12 protein-coding genes are annotated in these 18708 nt (G+C 46.5%); 4 read left to right on the top strand and 8 right to left on the bottom strand.

Translation table 11 applies throughout. The annotated features are described in order from the left end of the window. Window positions 1-526: 526 nt before the first annotated feature. The 3 genes from WJM45_RS12930 to WJM45_RS12940 form a co-directional block, all read right to left on the bottom strand. A complete protein-coding gene (locus WJM45_RS12930) occupies window positions 527-1318 on the bottom strand; it encodes a universal stress protein (protein ID WP_341325515.1) in 792 nt (263 codons plus the stop codon). Beyond that, a complete protein-coding gene (locus tag WJM45_RS12935; protein WP_341325516.1) occupies window positions 1311-3710 on the bottom strand; it encodes an ATP-binding protein in 2400 nt (799 codons plus the stop codon). The genes WJM45_RS12930 and WJM45_RS12935 overlap by 8 nt, the downstream gene beginning before the upstream one ends. A gap of 78 nt (window positions 3711-3788) precedes the next feature. After that, window positions 3789-5528 (bottom strand): EAL domain-containing protein, encoded by a 1740-nt coding sequence (locus WJM45_RS12940; RefSeq protein ID WP_341325517.1) that lies wholly within the window; start codon window positions 5526-5528, stop codon window positions 3789-3791. 547 nt (window positions 5529-6075) lie between these two features. Between WJM45_RS12940 and WJM45_RS12945 the strand changes: the two genes are divergently transcribed. Continuing rightward, the gene (locus tag WJM45_RS12945; protein WP_341325518.1) at window positions 6076-7650 is read left to right on the top strand and encodes a PAS domain-containing protein; all 1575 of its coding nucleotides are present in this window, start codon (window positions 6076-6078) and stop codon (window positions 7648-7650) included. A gap of 795 nt (window positions 7651-8445) precedes the next feature. Beyond that, complete coding sequence (locus tag WJM45_RS12950) at window positions 8446-9042, top strand: response regulator (protein ID WP_341325519.1); 597 nt, start codon at window positions 8446-8448, stop codon at window positions 9040-9042. Window positions 9043-9618: 576 nt separating this feature from the next. Here the strand turns inward: WJM45_RS12950 and WJM45_RS12955 are convergent. Next, the gene (locus tag WJM45_RS12955; protein WP_341325520.1) at window positions 9619-10116 is read right to left on the bottom strand and encodes an EAL domain-containing protein; all 498 of its coding nucleotides are present in this window, start codon (window positions 10114-10116) and stop codon (window positions 9619-9621) included. Between the two features lie 118 nt (window positions 10117-10234). On the opposite strand from WJM45_RS12955, the gene WJM45_RS12960 reads away from it, so the two are divergent. Then, window positions 10235-11320 (top strand): Druantia anti-phage system protein DruA, encoded by a 1086-nt coding sequence (locus tag WJM45_RS12960; protein WP_341325521.1) that lies wholly within the window; start codon window positions 10235-10237, stop codon window positions 11318-11320. Continuing rightward, window positions 11311-12048, top strand: a complete 738-nt coding sequence (locus WJM45_RS12965) for an ISAs1 family transposase (RefSeq protein ID WP_138767055.1) — start codon at window positions 11311-11313, stop codon at window positions 12046-12048. The genes WJM45_RS12960 and WJM45_RS12965 overlap by 10 nt, the downstream gene beginning before the upstream one ends. On the opposite strand, the gene WJM45_RS12970 is transcribed toward WJM45_RS12965, so the two are convergent. The 4 genes from WJM45_RS12970 to WJM45_RS12985 all read right to left on the bottom strand — a co-directional run bounded on the left by WJM45_RS12970 (window position 11989) and on the right by WJM45_RS12985 (window position 18700). After that, window positions 11989-13524 carry a diguanylate cyclase gene (locus WJM45_RS12970; protein ID WP_341325522.1) on the bottom strand — a complete coding sequence of 512 codons (1536 nt, stop codon included), beginning with the start codon at window positions 13522-13524 and terminating at the stop codon, window positions 11989-11991. The two genes, WJM45_RS12965 and WJM45_RS12970, sit on opposite strands and share 60 nt — an antisense overlap. Further along, complete coding sequence (locus WJM45_RS12975) at window positions 13491-15077, bottom strand: PAS domain S-box protein (RefSeq protein WP_341325523.1); 1587 nt, start codon at window positions 15075-15077, stop codon at window positions 13491-13493. The genes WJM45_RS12970 and WJM45_RS12975 overlap by 34 nt, the downstream gene beginning before the upstream one ends. After that, on the bottom strand, window positions 15070-18066 hold the full coding sequence (locus WJM45_RS12980; RefSeq protein ID WP_341325524.1) for a chemotaxis protein CheB: 2997 nt from the start codon (window positions 18064-18066) through the stop codon (window positions 15070-15072). Before WJM45_RS12980 ends, WJM45_RS12975 begins: the two co-directional genes overlap by 8 nt. Before the next feature lie 88 nt (window positions 18067-18154). Beyond that, on the bottom strand, window positions 18155-18700 hold the full coding sequence (locus tag WJM45_RS12985) for a hypothetical protein (protein WP_341325525.1): 546 nt from the start codon (window positions 18698-18700) through the stop codon (window positions 18155-18157). Between the last annotated feature and the right edge of the window lie 8 nt (window positions 18701-18708).

Consider the following 18708-nt stretch of genomic DNA (forward strand, 5'->3'; position numbering starts at 1 on the left):
TTGCCTAGCTTTAGCTCTCATCGTTATACATGAAGTCAAAAATTACCGTTTTGCAATCTTAGCCAATGAGGCCTCGATACCATTTTTTGCTGCCCAACGTTCCCGTCTTCGAAATCGCGACGAAGGCGTCGCTCCCACAAGGGGCCGGATACTCTGTGGGAGCGATCCCCAGATCGCGATTTCGAAGCCGAATACGTTAAGTAACATTAAATTGTATCGGGTCACACTTGCCAAGATGGCAAGATGGTATCTACGACTTATGTATAACAATGAGTGCTCTGCTTGGGCTAGAAGTCTTGGAAGCTCCGGCTTCCTGAACAGGTTACCCAAGCTGGAACTTAGGTAACAGCATATTTAAGTTTTTGTGACCTTAATGCCATTTAGTGTAACTTAACATTCTCGGCCTTCCCACACCCAACGCTAGGTAAGAAAAAGACACTGCAACCTATTGAGTTAACTTTCTATTCTTGATGATCGTCACTGGTCAAATGCTTTTTTAAGTATATAGAAAACAGCTAATCTCGGCTTATGCAACTAATAACACCGGACAACCGAGCCGGTCGGCAAATATCGACGCCGCACTTTGTGAAGCCTCAGGATCGGATCTATCGGCGCGCAGCACGACGATACTGCAACCACGCTCTAAAACATATTGCATGATCGAGTCGTAACTTCGACTTGATTGAATAAAGAAATGAGAAGCGAGATTGCTACCCGCAAGCAAAGCTTTGGCTTGTTGCTCCATTTCGGCAATGCCGTTATCGGATTGCCTCTGCAAAATAATATTGAGCTCCGATTTTTGCGATATGGCAATATCGATAGCCAATTTAAGCGCTCGTTCCGATCCTTCCGTACCATCATAAATTGCCCAAACCGGAGGACTAAACTTTTTAACGGAAATCTTTTTAATCGCCAACGACCGATTACCGCGCGGTCTATCCAAAAGCAATAAATCCATGGTAGCGGCTGCCGCCATCGCCTCGGCCAGATAGTGACCGCGAACGACTGTCAATGATACCGTCAATTCGGATTGTTTCGCCAACTCCTCGAGCTGTTGACGAATTCGCTGGATCCGGCGGGCCGATGCCGAACCGACTCGGTCGGCATCGAACTTGAGCTCCGCACTGGTCACTCTATCCACTTCGGTCGCAAAAGGAAGACCCGCCAAATGAAACAAATTAATGTCTTCGATAAACAAAGCTGTTAGTTGTGCCCCTTGCGACCTCGCCAGGCTTGCCGCCAACTCCAACAAGGCAGAGTCTTGCAGAGCATCGACAGCAATCAACATTTTTTTTGGGGTAACGTTAAGGTCAATCATGGCCGTTGCTTTTCGACAAAAAGGCCTGACTGATTTCGGTAAACCGAGCTAATTGCGCATCGACCTTACCGTTCACCGTATCCTGCGGAAACACGCCGTTTTCGTCAGGATCGCCCGCTACCATTCCGGTCAATAACTCCAAGGCTTCATCGACATTTTTCACCGCATAGATATGAAACTGCCCGGATTGGGCGGCATGCACGACATCCCAACGCAGCATCAAATGCTTGATATTCGCGGAAGGTATGATCACGCCTTGAGTCCCGGTCAGTCCTTGTTTTTTACAGATATCGAAAAAGCCTTCGATTTTTTCATTGACGCCCCCGATCGCCTGCACACGTCCTAACTGATTGACCGAACCGGTCATCGCCAAATCCTGACGTAACGGGATTTGGGTCAGCGATGAAAGAATCGCGCACAATTCGGCAAGCGAGGCGCTATCGCCGTCGACACCGCCATAGGACTGCTCGAAAACCAACGTCGCCGACATCGAAAACGGCTTGCTTCGGGCGTATCGGGAGGCGATGAAACCGGCCAAAATCAATACTCCTTTCGAGTGAATCGCGCCGCCCAATTCGGTTTCCCGTTCGATATCGACCAGTTTGCCGTTACCGAGGCGCGTCGTCGCGGTAATCCGGGAGGGCTGACCGAAACTGAATTCGCCGATCTGCAACACCGACAAACCATTGATCTGTCCCGCCACGCTGCCTTGCGTATCGATCAACACCGTACCGCGCTGAATATGCTCGTAGAGCCTTTCCCTGATCCGGTCCAAACGATAGACCTTCTGATCGATCGCCTGCTGTACATCACTGGCATTAATGCAATCGTGTCCGTTTTGACCGGCCCAATAATCAGCCTCTATCAGTAAATCTTTGATGCTGCGCAAATGCGTCGAGAGCTTTTCGGCATCGCCGGTCATCCTAGCGCTATGCTCGATCACGCGCGCGACGGCATCCCGGCTCAAGGACTGCAATTTTTCCTGCCTTGCAATCGTTGCCAATACTTTTGCGTATTCGATCGCCGAGTCTTCTCGGCCCACCGTATCGTCGAAATCGGCCGCGACTTTAAATAAATCCTGAAACTCGGGATCGTAATAATTCAACAAATAATAAATCAGCCGATCGCCCAACAGAATCAGCTTCAATTCGAGCGGAATCGGCTCCGGTTCAAGCGCCGATGTGCTAATTAGGCTGAGGCTTCGCTCCAGCGATTCGATGCGGATTTCGCCGGATTGCAGCGTCCGTTTCAAGCTTTCCCAGGCATAGGGCTGCATCAATAATTTACGCGCATCGAGTATCAAATAGCCGCCGTTCGCTTTATGCAATGCTCCCGGCTTGATCATCGTGAAATCGGTAACCAACGAGCCCATAAAGGCCTCATGATCGCAGCGCCCCATCAAATTGGCATAATTCGGATGATCCTCATAAACGACCGGCGCGGTTTTGTTATCGCTCAAGTCGACCATTAAATTCACTTGATAACGCTTGAAAGGATCGGATTGTTGAGGCATTTCCATGAACGGCAGAGCCGACTCTCGGTGAGGAATGAAGTCGCGTACATGACCGATAATATCGCGCTCGATCTCGTCAAGATAATCGAGAACGGTTTGTTGATCTCCGTAGGTTTCCTTGAGTTCATGGATCGAATGGCCGACTGCAAATTCGGCCACTTCGCGGTTCAGTTCCTTGATTTTACGCTTCGTTTCCTTACGCCACGCCGGAAATTTCTTCAATAATTTTTGCAGGCGCTGTTGCAGCTCAATGATCGCATGTTGAATTCGTTGCTGCTCTTCCTTGGAGAGTTGATTGAAGCGTTCGGCATCGATCACTACATCTTTTTCATCGACCGGCGCGAAGGCATAGCCGGTCGGGGTTTCGGTTAGGATGATATGGGCGTTCGCGGCTTCTTCACGCAATCGGTTAATTTCTCGAAACTCGCGATGCCGCGACTCCTCCTCTATTTCCTCGACTCGTGAGCGGTATTCGTCGCCTTCAAACGACGCCGGCAAGGCGATTCTCAATTCATCGATCAATTGCTCCATATCCTTTTGGAACAATTTGCCTTTTCCGGCGGGCAAGGACAAAAGCCGAGGCTTGGCCGGTTGATCGAAGTTGAACACATAACACCAATCCGAAGGAATTTTTTTATGTGCGGCTTCCTGCTCGACCAACTGCATAACGGTCGTCATTTTGCCGGTTCCCGAGGGCGCCAATGCAAAAATGTTATAGCCGGCTTTATCGACTCGAATCCCGAACCGAATCGATGCAATAGCTCGCTCCTGCCCGACGATGATTTCAACATCCTTGAGTTCGTCGGTGGTTTGAAAGTTTAAGTCGCCGACGCTACAAGGTTTATAGAGTAATGCGGTCTCCAGAGGTACAATTTTCATTTTATCCCTGCCTTTTTATATAACCAACAGCATTAGAACATAGACTTCTCGCAGCCACAATCGAGAAGTCAATGACTATCAGATATCGTCCCGGCCTAACGGCTTACTAAAATAATATCCCTGAAAACCATCGCAACCGCATCTGTGCAAATGCTCTAGCTGCTCCCACGTTTCGACGCCTTCGGCAATCAAATCAAGCTTTAAATGTTTCGACATGCCGATAATTGTCTCGACGATCACCGCATCGTTATCGTTGATTCCCAAATTGACTACAAAAGTCTTATCGATTTTCAATTGATCAATCGGCAATCGGGTCAAGTAAGATAACGAAGAATAGCCGGTACCGAAGTCGTCGATTGAAAAGCGTAAACCTAATTCTTTCAGCGCATGCATCTTTTCGATAATGCCCTTGACATTCTGAACGATCAATCCTTCGGTAATTTCCAGAATGATATGCCGGGGATCGACTCCCGTCGATCTGACGATATCGTTAACCAAATCGATAAAGCCTGAAGCGCTAAATTGTTTAGGACTGATATTGACTGAAATATGCGGAACTTCCTTCCCTGCCCTGTGCCAAGCCACCCATTGCTCGCATGCCTTGGTCAGTACTTGACTACCGATTTCGACAATTAAACCGGTCTCTTCGGCTAAAGGAATGAAATCCTGCGGCGAAATGACGCCTTGCTCGGGATGCTGCCATCTGACCAATGCTTCATAGCCGAGTAATTGTTTATGATAATTAAATTGAGGCTGATAAACTAATCCCAGGTAATCGTGAACCAATGCATTTCTAAGCTCTTTCTCCAGTTGCAGTCTTTGATTGACTTTATCTTGCATATCGGGATGAAAGAAACAATAGGTGTTCTTTCCGCTGTTTTTCGCGGCATACATTGCCGTATCGGCTTGTTTCAACAAATGATCGAAGGTATCCCCGTTATTCGGAAACAAGGTAATGCCGATACTCACCGAAACACGAAGCTCATGCCCCTCCAGTAAATAAGGCATTAATAATAGATCGAGAATTTTCTCGGCGACAACTTTGAGCTGGTTCGATGCAATGGTCTTATCATAAGAAAGATTGGACAACACGATAACAAATTCGTCGCCGCCCAAACGGGAAATCATATCCTCCTCTCTAAGATCCCTTCTAAGGCGATCGGCAACTTGCCTAAGCAGCAAATCCCCGACTTTATGCCCCAAGGAGTCGTTGATGGTTTTGAAATTATCCAAATCCAAAAAAAACAATGCACCGTAAATCTTGAAGCGAATTGTAGTAGCCAACTCTTGCTTTATTCTCTCCTCGAGCAAACTACGGTTGGCGAGTCCGGTAAGCGAGTCGTAATGCGCCAAGGTCCACAAATCGGCCTGTGATTTCTTGATTTGAGAAATATCGCTGAACACTGATATATAGTGAGCCGGCTTGCCTTTTTCGCCGATCACATTGATCGTTTGCCAGGCCGGAAAGACATCTCCGGATTTCTTCTTGTTCCAAATTTCGCCCTGCCAACGTTTATTGGTCGTGATACTTCGCCACATTCGGCGGTAAAAATGGATATCTTGTTTACCTGAAGAAAGAATCTTGGGGGTTTTACCCAGAACATCCTGTTCGGTATAACCGGTAATATTTGTGAATGCGGGGTTTACATAAAGAATACGCGTCGATTCGTCTGCAATCATCATCGCGTCGGAAGTCGCTTCGAACAAGGTTTTGTAGATTTCCAGCTTGATTTCAATAGACTCGGCATCCACGCTCGATAGGCTTTTGTTGTCTGCTGAGCGTCTATTCGCCGGAAATCGATGTTCTTGTTTTTGCATGCAGCCCTCTTAAATTACCAGCGATTCGCAAGCGCTTAAATCCAATAAAAAACGGATCAATACTCTGAAAACATCGACACACCCTTAGCAAGTACATCAAAACTTTCAGAACAACCAATCATTAAAAAGGAAATCTAAACAATGCTGTAATCAGACTGTCTAACGCCTCTGAAAAGCGTTACTTGGCGGCACGGGGGCTGGGGGCCGCATCAGGGGTAACTATTCAGTCCCCCGGAAATTATCGTTCCCACGCACTACGTGGGAACGCCTGAGTACCGCTCCAGCGGTACGAAACGCTAGAGCGTCTCGGTTTTCATTCCCACGCCGGAGCGTGGGAACGATAGGGGGTGTGAATAATTACACCATCAGGGCGACAATAGTAAATGAATTTGCCCGTTAGTAAAACAGATTTGTTCCTTATCTCACAAGGATATTTATTTTAAAAGCATTAATTAATTCAAATAACTGAGCGGCACACTTGGTTATAATTTGAATATTGTTTTACTTTAAGGTCGGTTCGAAGCCGTATTGAATACCTGGATAACCTATGACCGATTTTAATTATTTTGCCGCGTCAGGATTCTATTTTCCGAGCATTTCACTGAGCAGTTTTTTCCAAGCCGGGCACTTAACAATGCTGATCGCGGCCTTATCTATTTGGGGCTTTGTGCGTTATCACCGAAAATACCGCAATCTTCTTGTTGAGCATCATGACCAACAGCAAAAACTCAAACATCTAAAGTTAGCCACAAACAATGTATTTTACGAATGGCATATCGAAACCGGAAAGATCGAAGGCTGTGAGGATTTCGCCAAACTATTCGGCTTTTCCGAACACGAAAATGCTATAAACCATGATCTTTTTCTAACAAAGCTTCACCCTGACGATCAAATCCGCATAAAACGAGTTTTCGAAGACGCATTAATCCATCTTGATACATTTACCGCTCACTATCGCTTACAAACTCCGGAACACGAAGTCGTTCCTATTCGTCAACACGGCAAGGTCATCAGGGATCCGAGCGGTAAGCCGTTAAAAATACACAACGTAATTCAAAAAGACGATAAATTTGCCGATAAAGCTTCGAGCGAAAACAAGCAACTACAGCATATCGTTACAACATCGGGATTAATCGGGGTTATAACGATTAATCCCGAAAGCCGGATACTATCGGCTAACGAATATATCTATCGACTCTCAGGCCATGACCAAGCTACGCTAAAAAACGCCCCATTACGGACTTTGCTCGGTTTTCCGGATTTGAACGAGCGTTTTTTGTTGGCCCCGAACATCGACCATAACGGAATCATCAACGGTCAATTTATTCACAAAAACGGCACGGTCAGCAGCGTTAAACTGTCCGTCAACTCCGTTAACAACGATTCCGGTGCGATCGATTATTTTGTCATATTAATATCCGGCATTTGCGAACATATCGAGGAAGACCGAAAACTGTTGGAGCGAGAGCAACGGCATAAAAACACCCTAATCCGAGAGGTGCATCACCGAATCAAGAACAACTTACAAGGAATTTTCGGCCTATTGCAAAACAACGCATTGGAACACCCCGAAGCCAAGGCGATTCTCGAACAAAGCATGCTGCAGATCAACTCGCTGGCAATTACTTACGGCTTGCAAAGCAAGACAGAAAACGGGGAAATTTATCTATGCGACATTGTTCATTCCTCGACAGAATTCTGTCAGCGCTTATTTTTTAGCACCAACGAAGCCGTCGATCTGCAAATCCCCGTCGATCATCCGATTCGAGTCGATCGAGACAATGCCGTTTCGTTATCTTTAATCGTTAACGAACTATTGCTCAATGCCATCAAGCACACCCCCGGAGTAAACAAAAAACTCTCGGTTTCTCTGGATTTTGATAAGCATCATGCGACCTTTACCGTCAAGAACGAACCGGCTTCGCTACCCCAAGGTTTCGATTTCGAACAATCGATAAAAATCGGCACCGGACTTTCGCTAGTTAAAACATTGATGCCGGAACAATCGCGATTGTGCATTTACCAGACGAACAATTCAGTCAGCGCACAATTAACGATGATGCCGCCATTGATTTTTCATAAAAGCCAAACCAATCCGTTTTATAGCTCAAGCATCAAGTAAGCCTATGATTACAAAATGCCGCCCCAATTCTTTACATCCAGATGCTTTTCAATTAGATTACCGGAATAAATACAAACCCCAGCCCCCGCTTTGTATTCTCTTTATCGAATTATTGGCGCATCTTGATCGAGCCAATTATGTTCGTCTAGAAGTAGTTAAACTTCAAACTTTTATATTCAGATTCTGTCCTATCTTTCTTAAACTTTGCTTAGCCGCCAAGACTTTAGCCGGATACCGCTATTGCGCGGATATGACTTTAAAATAAGGTAGGAATAAGTTCGCTATGTTGAATGCATGATTCACCGTAATTATTCGCATCCCCTATCGTTACCACGCTGGGGCGGTACTCAGGCGTTCCCACGCAGAACGCTCATCGTTATACATAAATTGTAGGGTACGCTGAGCGTACCAAAGCCGTGCCCTGGCGGTTCGGTTGGGTTTGGCGCATGAACATTGCGGGGTTACCATGGTACGCACAGCGTACCCTACGCAGATCACCTAGCGTTAGGTGAGAAAGATCCGAGAGTGTTAAGTGACAATATAATGGTATCGAGGTCTCATTGATTAAGATTGCTAAAGGGTGATTTTTGACTTATGTATAACGATGAGGCAGAGCTTAGGAACGATAATTGCCGGTGGACTGAATAGTTACAGCCAATCACCTATGGAATTTAGTCTCTAGGTTCACGTCTTCCTTATTGAACAAAAAACGAATCACTTACAAGCATATTTTGGAAACTATTTTTAGCGATTACCTAAGCGCTTACGGCCGCACCGGCCTAAATTTAACTATTAATGAATAAAACAATACTTCTTGCCGACGACGACCGGCTCATTCTCGGAACCATGAGCCGTGGACTAAGGCTATCCGGTTATAATGTATTAGAAGCGGCATCGGGCGATACGGCTATTAAACTCGCTCAAGATCAAAAGCCGGACATTGCGGTTTTAGATATCCGCATGCCGGAAATGACCGGCATAGACGTTGCCAAACATCTTGTACAAGTGCTTGACGTTCCAGTCATATTCTTGTCCGCCTATTCCGACGAAGACACAGTAAAAGCCGCCATCGCCTCCGGATGCATGAACTATTTGGTCAAACCCTGCAGTCTCGAACAATTGATTTTGACCATCGAAGCGGTACTCGAAAGAAACAAGGAAATCATTAACCTGAAATACGAAAACAAGCAACTCGACAAAGCGCTATCCCAAAGCAGAAGCGTCTGCATAGCGATTGGCCTAATAATGAAGAATCAACTCCTCACCGAAGAGGCCGCATTTGAATATTTGCGCAAAAATGCCAGAGACCAGCGACGAAAAATAACCGAATTGGCCGAGGAAGTCATCCAAACCTTCGCCGGTCAAGACAATCTTAGCCAGACCCGCTTATAATGCAACTATTCAGTACCCGGCAATTATCGCTCCAGCGTGGGAATGCATACCGATCTTGCCTCGGCTGACAAGGTATGGATTCCCACGGAGGACCGTGGGAACCAGAAAAAAATTACCGTTTTGCAGTCTTAGACAATGAGGCATCGATACCATTTTTTGTCGCCCAACGTTCCTGTCTTTCCCTCACCTAGCGTTAGCCTAGAAAAAGCATTTCACCATGAAGATCATGAAGAATAGGAAGTTAATTCAATAGCTTATTACGCGTTTGTATAGGACTTTCGCTCACCAAAAAGGTTAGCGAGAAGGATTTGGTAAGTTCTTGGAATCCTTCATGAACTTCATGTGCTTCAGGGTTAGGTGAGGGACAACGAAGGCGTCGCTCCCACAAGGGGCCGGATGCTCTGTGGGAGCGACCCCCAGATCGCGATCTCGGAGCCACCGATACCCAATATCCGCAGATTTATCAAACAGCACCGTTTCCAGGTGTACGATGACATCTGTTTAGCAAGTTTACCGATATTTGTGTATAACGATAAGCGCCGGAGCGTGGGAACGATAGAGGGTGTGAATCATTACTTACTGACTACTCAATAATTGCTGCATCGCATCTACTGATAACGGTCTGCTTAATAAATACCCTTGAATTTGATCGCAGCCTAATTGGCGTAAGAAATCCGCTTGCACTTGGGTTTCCACGCCTTCGGCAATGCATTTAAGGCGTAAATTGTGAGCCAGATTAACAATGGCCTCGACCAATACTTCATCGTCGGCGTCACCTGGAATATCTCGCACAAAGGATTGATCAATTTTAAGCCTGTCCACCGCGAAGCGTTTGAGATAGCTTAAACTGGAATAACCGGTACCAAAATCATCAATCGAAAATTGTACGCCTCGTTGGTTTAACGTATTCACCACCTGCAACACATACTCTGGATCGGTAACCAAGATGGATTCGGTTAATTCCAGCTCCAGATGGTGCGGCGGCAAACCGGTTTCTTCCAAGATTTCGGTGACCGATTGCAATAAGTTGTGCCTTAAAAATTGCACACAAGACACATTGACGGACACACGCAAATAATGCCCTTGTAGCCACGGCGGAACAGTTCTCTATAACTTTACATGATAAATCAATGAAATATAACTAATCCTGGACAAACTTACATTTTTCAGATATAAAGCATCCTGACATTCTATGTTTGGGATACAGGCTTTGAACCTTCAAGAGATCATCGTACAGCCAGTTCAGTCGAAAGAGCAGGAACGTTTTCAGTCATTAATGAAGGCACACCACTATCTGGGCGCTTTACCAAAGATCGGACATACCTTGTGGTATGTCGCCAGCTATCATAATCAATGGCTGGCACTCATCAGCTTTTCCGCCGCAGCCTGGAAATGTGCTGCGCGTGATCAGTGGATTGGTTGGAGCTATCGGGTTCAATATGATCGCCTTCACCTGATTGCTAACAATAGTCGCTTTTTGATTCTCCCCGAGCACCATTATCCTAACCTTGCGTCCCGGGTTCTTTCCTTATGTGAACGGCGAATTTCTCAGGATTGGCAGCAACGCTTCGGTTACCCCTTATTATTGCTAGAAACTTTCGTTGATCCTCAGTTGTTTCATGGCACGATTTATCGTGCTTCTAACTGGGTGCATGTCGGCGATACCCGTGGTTACCGTCGGATTCGCCAAGGCTATAGCCCTAGAGCTCAACAGCCCAAGCAGGTTTTTGTTAGACCCTTGGAAAAGCGCGCTCAAACTCACTTGTCGCAACCTATGCTTAGCCCCTGTTATGGCTATGGAGCACCAAAAATCATGCTAACCGCCGATCAAATGCGCACTTTACCAGAGTTCTTTCTTGATATTCCTGACCCGCGGCGTAAGCAGGGACAGCGTCATTCTCTGCCGTGTATTCTGGCTCTTGCCACAGCTGCCGTGCTCTGTGGAATGGAAGGCTATAAAGCGATTGGCAGCTGGGCGGATGACTTAGGCCAAAAAGCGCGAGCCCGTTTTGGCTGTCGCAAACGCAATGGGCGTTATCAGGTACCCAGTCGCACCACCTTTAGAGAAACCTTAATTAGCGTCGATCCCGCACAACTCGATCTTGCGCTGCAAGGCTGGAACGAACAATTCGCCGAAGCCGACGAAGGCTTGGCCGTCGACGGTAAAACCCTGCGTAACGCGATTGATGAAGACGGTCGTCAAACACACATCCTGGGCGTCGTCGGGCATCAGACGGGACGCTGCCACACTCAAAAAAAGTCGGTGCTTTGCCTGTAGAGGGAAGCGATGAACTTAAACAGACCAACGAAATCGGGATGTTCATCCCGGTTATGGATGCCCTGGCAAATATTGCAGATAAAACGATCACCGGCGACGCTCTTTTAACACAGCGTAAACTGGCGCACTATCTGGTCGAAGACCGGCAGGCCCATTATGTATTTACCGCCAAAGACAACCAACCCACAGTCGCCCAGGATATTCGCCTAGCCTTTGAAAATCGCCAAGCGCCTGACTATAGCGAGCCCTACACCTTAACGCATGGTCGTATTGAGTCACGCTCTATTTGGACGTCTACGCTCCTGAACAACTACCTTGATTTCCCTTTCGTCGGGCAAATATTTGCCATACAACGCCACACCATCGACAAAAAAAGCGGCCAAGAAACCTTTGAGATGGCTTACGGCCTGACCAGTCATTCGCCGATGAGCGCCAACGCTGAACAAGTGCTCAAGTTCAATAGAGATCATTGGGGCGTTGAGAGTCATCATTACCTACTGGATTGGAATTGGAATGAAGATCGTTGCAGGATAAGCAAAGGCCATGGACCTGAAAACATAACCTGTCTGCGCAGATTTGCCGCAGGGTTGATTAAGTCCATGAGTAAAGACAGTGTGGCAGCCACTACCGAAAAGCTGGCGCGTAATGTACGACGGGTATTCGATTACCTACGCATGACAGAGAATTCGAGAAAGGTTATATTGCGATACCAAAGTCAAGAAGTTTAGAACGGTTTCGCCGTGCCCTTGTAGCAACCATTCTTGCATTTGTTGACAGGCTTGACGCAGCACCGACTGCCCTAAGGTAACAATCAATCCACACTCTTCGGCAACCGAAATAAATTCTGCCGGTGAAATCATTCCCAGTTCGCCATGATGCCAGCGCGCTAAGGCTTCAACACCGACAATCTGTCCGCTTTTAATGTCAAATTGGGGTTGATAAACCACAAAGAAATCTTCGCGCTCCAGCGACAAACGCATGGCATTTTCTAAAGACATACGGCGCATCACCTGCACATTCATGGCTGTGGTAAAAAACTTATAGTTATTGCGCCCACTGGCTTTAGCCTGATACAAGGCGGTATCGGCTTTTTGGAGCAGCCCATCGAATTCCTCACCGTCATCGGGATACAAACACGCGCCGATACTACATGATAACTGTAGTTTATGGACGTCAATGTCAAATGGGCGTGACAGCGCTACCAAGATTTTAGTGGAAATCTCGGCTAAATTCTCGGCATGGTGGATATTGCCCAGCATAATAACAAACTCATCACCGCCTATACGACTGACGGTATCCGCTTCGCGCACACAATCGCGAAGGCAACGGGCTATTTGTAAAAGCAGCTTGTCACCTATGGGATGACCTAAGCTATCGTTAACATTTTTAAAATTATCTAAATCCAAATACAACAAGCCTAGTTTCTTACCTTGGCGCTGTACATAAGACACCGCTTGTTGAAAACGATCCTTTAATAAAGTGCGGTTGGGCAGTTCCGTTAAAAGGTCATGATGCGCGAGAAACTCAATATACTCTTGGGCTTGTTTATGTTCGGTAATATCCATAAATACGGCAATGTATTCACTCGGTTGCTCCTCGGTTGTCGTATGCGCCACCGAAATACCAAGCCATTGCGGATAGATTTCTCCATTCTTACGCCGATTCCAAATTTCCCCTTGCCAATAGCCTTCACGATTCAGTTTCGTAAACATTTGTTGGTAAAAACCATCATCATGCCTCCCTGACTTGAGCAAACGCGGGGTTAAACCGAGCACTTCGGCTTCCGTGTAACCCGTAATTTGGGTAAAGGCAGGGTTAACCGAGAGAATCCGTTGCTCACCGTCCGTGACGACTACGGCTTCCCGGCTATAACGAAACACCATCGCATCGAGTTCGAGTTTGCGTTGTTGCCGATTACGTTGTACCAAGGCCCATACATTATTGGCAAACATTTCTAAAACGGCCAAATCACCCGCATCATAAGGGTCTTGTTTATTACCTACTCCCATAATCATCACGACATTATCGTCTTCGAGAACCGGCACGCTCATGTGGCGTAATAAGGCCGCATGGCCTTCCGGCAAGCCTTTTTTGTTAGCCAATGCCGGGTAATCATTATGAATAACCGGCTGACGCAAACGAAAACAGTCCGCCCACACACCGGCATTCGCTAACGGGTAATGATTATATGCACCGCTGTACAATTTTGCAGGGTTTTACCTGACCATACCCCGAAACTAATGGTATTTTGATCACTGTTGACAAAATGTACATAAGCGATGTGGCTATCGGTTAGCGTCTCGGCGTGCTCTAGGGCAAAACGCAGCAGAGACTGTTCATCCATTTTCGTAGCTTGCCTGGTTAAACTTAATAGAGCGGCATTGCGTTGACTGGTTAACTCTTGGGCTTGTTGACTCCGTATACGCGTGAGAAATAAACCGATTAATTCCGCTATGCCCTCAATTAATTGTTTTTCTTCATCAAGAAACGGTTTGTTGTTTGGCAAAATACGCGGCTTCCTATAGCCGACGCTAATTTTACCGACCACTTGCGCATCAACCTGAATATCGCTTTCCAGCTTATCCATTGTGGCTGAAAAGCTATTGTTGCCGTAGATTTTGGAAGCTAAATCAATAGACACCGAGACATCGTCCGTGTAATACATGCCCATTGGCAACAGTCTTAACACGTCGGCAAAAAAAGCATCTTGATCGCTCATTAATTGCGACGCTCGGGAAATAGCATAAATCGCTTTTAGCTCCTTAATACGCTCGCGTAAGCTCAAGGACTGATTTTCGAGGGCCCGATCTCGCTCCATCAAGGCAAGCTCAGCCTGCTTGCGTGCAGAAATATCTTCGATAATGACCACTATATAATCAAGTTGGCCGCTGGCATCACGCACCCCTTGCTTGATCACATGCACATCAATGATTTCGCCGTCACCGCGAATACAGCGCTTATCCAGCGCATAACCCTCAAGTTTGCCTGTGAGTATGTCATTAAACTGCTCTAATTCGGCGTCAAGACCGGAAGGATGCGTTAAATCCACCCAGGTCAGCTTAATCAGCGCATCACGCGAATATCCGAACAAGTCACAGAGTTTATCGTTGACTTCTAGCCATTGTTTATCGGCACTGATGGCTGCCATGCCGACCGGTGCGGAATCAAAATAAGCCTGAAAGTGTCGGCGACTTTCTTCCAGCAGGACATGTTGCTTAACCACTGCGGTTTGATCGACCATTAAAACGACAAAATGATACGCATTATTTTCTATTAACTCGGGCAATGACGAAACATGCATATCCGCTATAAACTGTTGTTCATCGGCCGTTTTTAATTCGATACCAGCTTGGCTAGCACAATCTTCGTTGCGAGCTATCTGTAATAATTCCCGCAAACGGCCATGCTCTTTTTTAGGTAGCAGGCGAGGAAAATAATGTGAACGTAATTGCTTGCGGCCTAAGGCAAACCGTTGTTCAGCTATCGCATTACACTCATGGATGACCCCAACTTCATCAATAACTAAAGCCGGTACCGGCAAAGCCGCAAACAAACCGCTAAAGCGGCGCATGGCTTTTTCAGTAAAAGCTTGATTTTCGAGCAACTCTTCGTTTTGAATTTCTAATTCCGCGTGATAAATCTTAAGGTCTTCAATTAAGCGGGAGACATCCGTCTCACCACGCGCCACTTCTTGTAGGGCAAAATCAAAATCGCCGCGTTGCAATGCCTCGCTAGCTAATTTTTTAATCTTATTCATCCTGCTCCCCCTCTATCCAGGCTGTAATATTGACATGGCTGACAATAATGCCTCCCAACGGATGTTTGACTGACGTGGCGTTCATCAAAAACCAGCGGCGCTCGGTAGGTGAGTGACAGGGATATTTAATCGAAAAATGCGCTAGCTCGCCGCTTAGAATCTGCCTCATGCCAATCAGAACTTGCCGAGCAATCGCATTATCAGGGGCATGTTGAGTCTTACATACGTCAAGATAGTTAATGCCTGGACCTGTATGAGCCAGTTCATGATCACCATTGCTTTCGGCAAAATCTCGCCAGGCTTTGTTAACCACGGTAATCACTCCGTTAGCATTTAATACGGCAATATGTTCGGGCAGGGAATCTAAAATCGCCTGCAGACGTTGCGCATCTTTAATGTGGGTAATATCGACAAAAGTCAATACCGCGCCATTGAGGTTTTTCGGACGATCGATATACGGTAAGATTCGCACCAAATACCAATGATCAGTGTGGGTTTTGGCTTCACGCTCCATCAACTGTGCAGTGTCGATTACACGCTGCAAATCGTGCAAGAACTCGGGATATTCCATTTGATGGGTAAAATCATCAATCGGTCGCCCAATATCCCCTTCTCGAATACGGAAAATAGACCCTGCTTCCGGAGTAAAGCGGGTTAACTTCAAGTTGTTGTCCACAAATATCGTAGGAATCAGCGCGGCGCGCGTCATATTGTCTAAATCGGCGTTCAGGCGGTTGAGAATATCGATTTTTTCCTGATTTTCGGCGTTAACGGTATACAGCTCTTCGTTCACCGACTGTAATTCTTCATTGGTGCTTTGTAGCTCTTCATTCGAAGCCATTAATTCTTCATTGGTCGCTTGCAATTCTTCGTTAGAAGTCTCTAGCTCCTCAATCGTCGCTTGTAAACTATCGCGGGTGATCGACAACTCCCATTCCAAGCTTTGAATACGATCAGCCGAAACTTCCGCGACATCAATATTATCGGCGCCGACTAAGGACATTTCTTTCTGCGCCAGCACTTCAAAGGACATTAAAAAATGCCGCTCTGCCTGCCTTTCGTCCACTAACGGTCTAACCACAATCCGCACCCGTTCGCTTTGATGCTTACCCGCATCCAGCAACTGAATTTCTGAATTTAAGGGGGTATTGTCTTTAGCAACTTTATGCAGCAAGGCTACGCATACCGGTGCTAACTTGCCCACCAGCAATTTAGAAATTTCTAAACTGGCGCTGCCGGGTTGAATTTGCATATAACGTTGCACATCGCCATATACATGCATCAGTTCGCGGTCCTCATTGATTAATAATGCAGGCGGCGCATAACTTTGCATTAACAATGCTTGACCCGCTTCGATAATACTGGTTTCAGCGTTTCGATATTTTTCTCGGTGCGGCTGACTCACCCGCAAGCGGTTATCATTGCTGTTAGTACTGCTTTTAAAATTAAGCGGTAACGAAACAGGCCGCAGCACGCGATAGATTTTATGCTTTGCGTTAATGACACTAAAATCTTTATGTAACGCGCCTAAAGATTCACTGGAACCGAGTAATAAATACCCGTTATGCGCCAATGCATATTGAAAACACAGCAAGGCGCGTTCTTGTGCCGCCACATCAAAATAAATCAATGTATTACGGCAACTGACTAGATTCATGCGGGTAAACGGTGGATCGTCGAGAATATTGTGCCGCGCAAAAACGATATGCTGGCGGATTTCATTTTTGACGACAAACTGATTGCCAGTGCGATTAAAAAAGCGTTCGAGACGATCGGACGACAACTCGTTGGCGATGGCTTCCGGATAAACCCCGGCACTTGCAAAATCAATGTTTTGTTGTTCAACGTCGGTGGCAAAAATTTTGAGCAAAGGCCAACGGCGCAATTTATCGAAGGCTTCAGCAAATAAAATGGACAGTGTATAAGCTTCTTCACCGGTCGCGCACCCAGCCACCCAGACGCGTAGCGGTTGATTATCGCGGTGTTCTTCCACCAAGGTCTGGATGACCATTTTTTCTAATGATTCAAACGTTTCGGCATCACGAAAATAACTGGTCACCGGAATCAAAATATCGCGTTTCAGCGTAATGATTTCGTTGCGATCACTTTCCAGTAAGTGTAAATAATTGCTTAAATCACGTACATGCCGCACTTGCATTCGTCGTTCAATGCGACGTTCTACCGTTGCCGATTTGTACTCCTTAAAATTAATGCCGCCGACTTGATACAGCAAATGCAAAATCTTTTCTAAAGGATCACCAAGCAACGTTTGACCCGTATCATTCACCTTTACAGTCGGTTGAATGCTATTGTTAACATGACCGACAATTCTGGCCGCTAAGATTTCTGGTGACATCACTTCATCGACTAAGCCGGTGGCAATGACGCTACGCGGCATGCCATCGAATTTAGCAGTTTCCGGGTCTTGCGCCAGAAGAAAACCACCGGCATCATTAATCGCCACCGCGCCTCGGGTTCCGTCAGAACCGGTGCCGGAGAGAATCACGCCAACCGAATGCTTGCCAAATTCTTTGGAGAGGGAGGTAAAAAATAAATCAATCGGTAAACTCAAGCCATGCGGATTTTTGGGCAACAAACATAGCTGACTGCCAGCCACCGTCATATTCTTCCCCGGCGGAATCAAAAAGACCTGGTTAGGCTTGATTTGCATGCCGTTTTCGGCCATCAACACGGGCATCGCGGTGTGCCTTGCCAACAAATTATCCATCATGCTTTTGTGATCGGGGGAAAGATGTTGGATGACAACGAAGGCAGCCCCCGAGTTGATCGGGAGTTTGTCGAAGAAACGCTCCAAGGCGTCTAAACCGCCGGCGGATGCGCCGATAGCGACCACATAACCGTTAAACAGGCGAGTAGTTTTTGGTGAGGGATTGAGAGTAGAGACTTGCGATAAATCAAGCGAGTCTTTGACAGGCGTAGCAAGGCCACTAGCGATGACCCGCCTGGAATGTTTTTTGTTTCGCGCCATGATGCGAAGAAACCTATTTTAATGTTAAGAGCAATTAAAACTGTCTCATTGTAACAAGACTTATAAGCCTGGTGGGATTTTTCAAACGTTATTTTGGAGAGGATTGTAATTGTTGCATTTGAAGTTGGCACGACGGACAAACACCATAAATTACCGATAGCGTTAACGGCTTTTTATCTGTTTGCAAGCTTTCCGCTTCAACCCACTGCTCGGCTTGCTTGAGTAAATTGCAAATACTGCAACGCACTCGTGTGTGGCGATCACGCTGGTTGGAACGTATAAAAAAAATGGGCGCCACCCGCGGCTCGGTATGCAATTGGTAGTTGCTAATTCGCACTTCGCCACGCTCATTCGCCATCAGCCGCATTTGTAAATAACGGCGCAAGTTTGGCGCATCACACCGATAATCAAAACAGGCGCTAGTATTTTTTTGCCGGACAACATCGAGTAACTTTTGCACAAACTGGCGAGTAACATTGCCGCTAATGTAATCGAACAATGATTTACCAACGACGTGTTGCTTCTTGAGTTGCGGTGCGTCATTTGCGTCGGCAAACTCATCCCAGCGGCCGTTAATGGCGATAATGACATTATTGGCGTCAACGCTAAATTCTAAAAGGATTGTGTCTGTCATGGTCTAAC

This window comes from Methylotuvimicrobium sp. KM2, assembly GCF_038051925.1.
Taxonomy (GTDB): Bacteria; Pseudomonadota; Gammaproteobacteria; order Methylococcales; family Methylomonadaceae; genus Methylotuvimicrobium.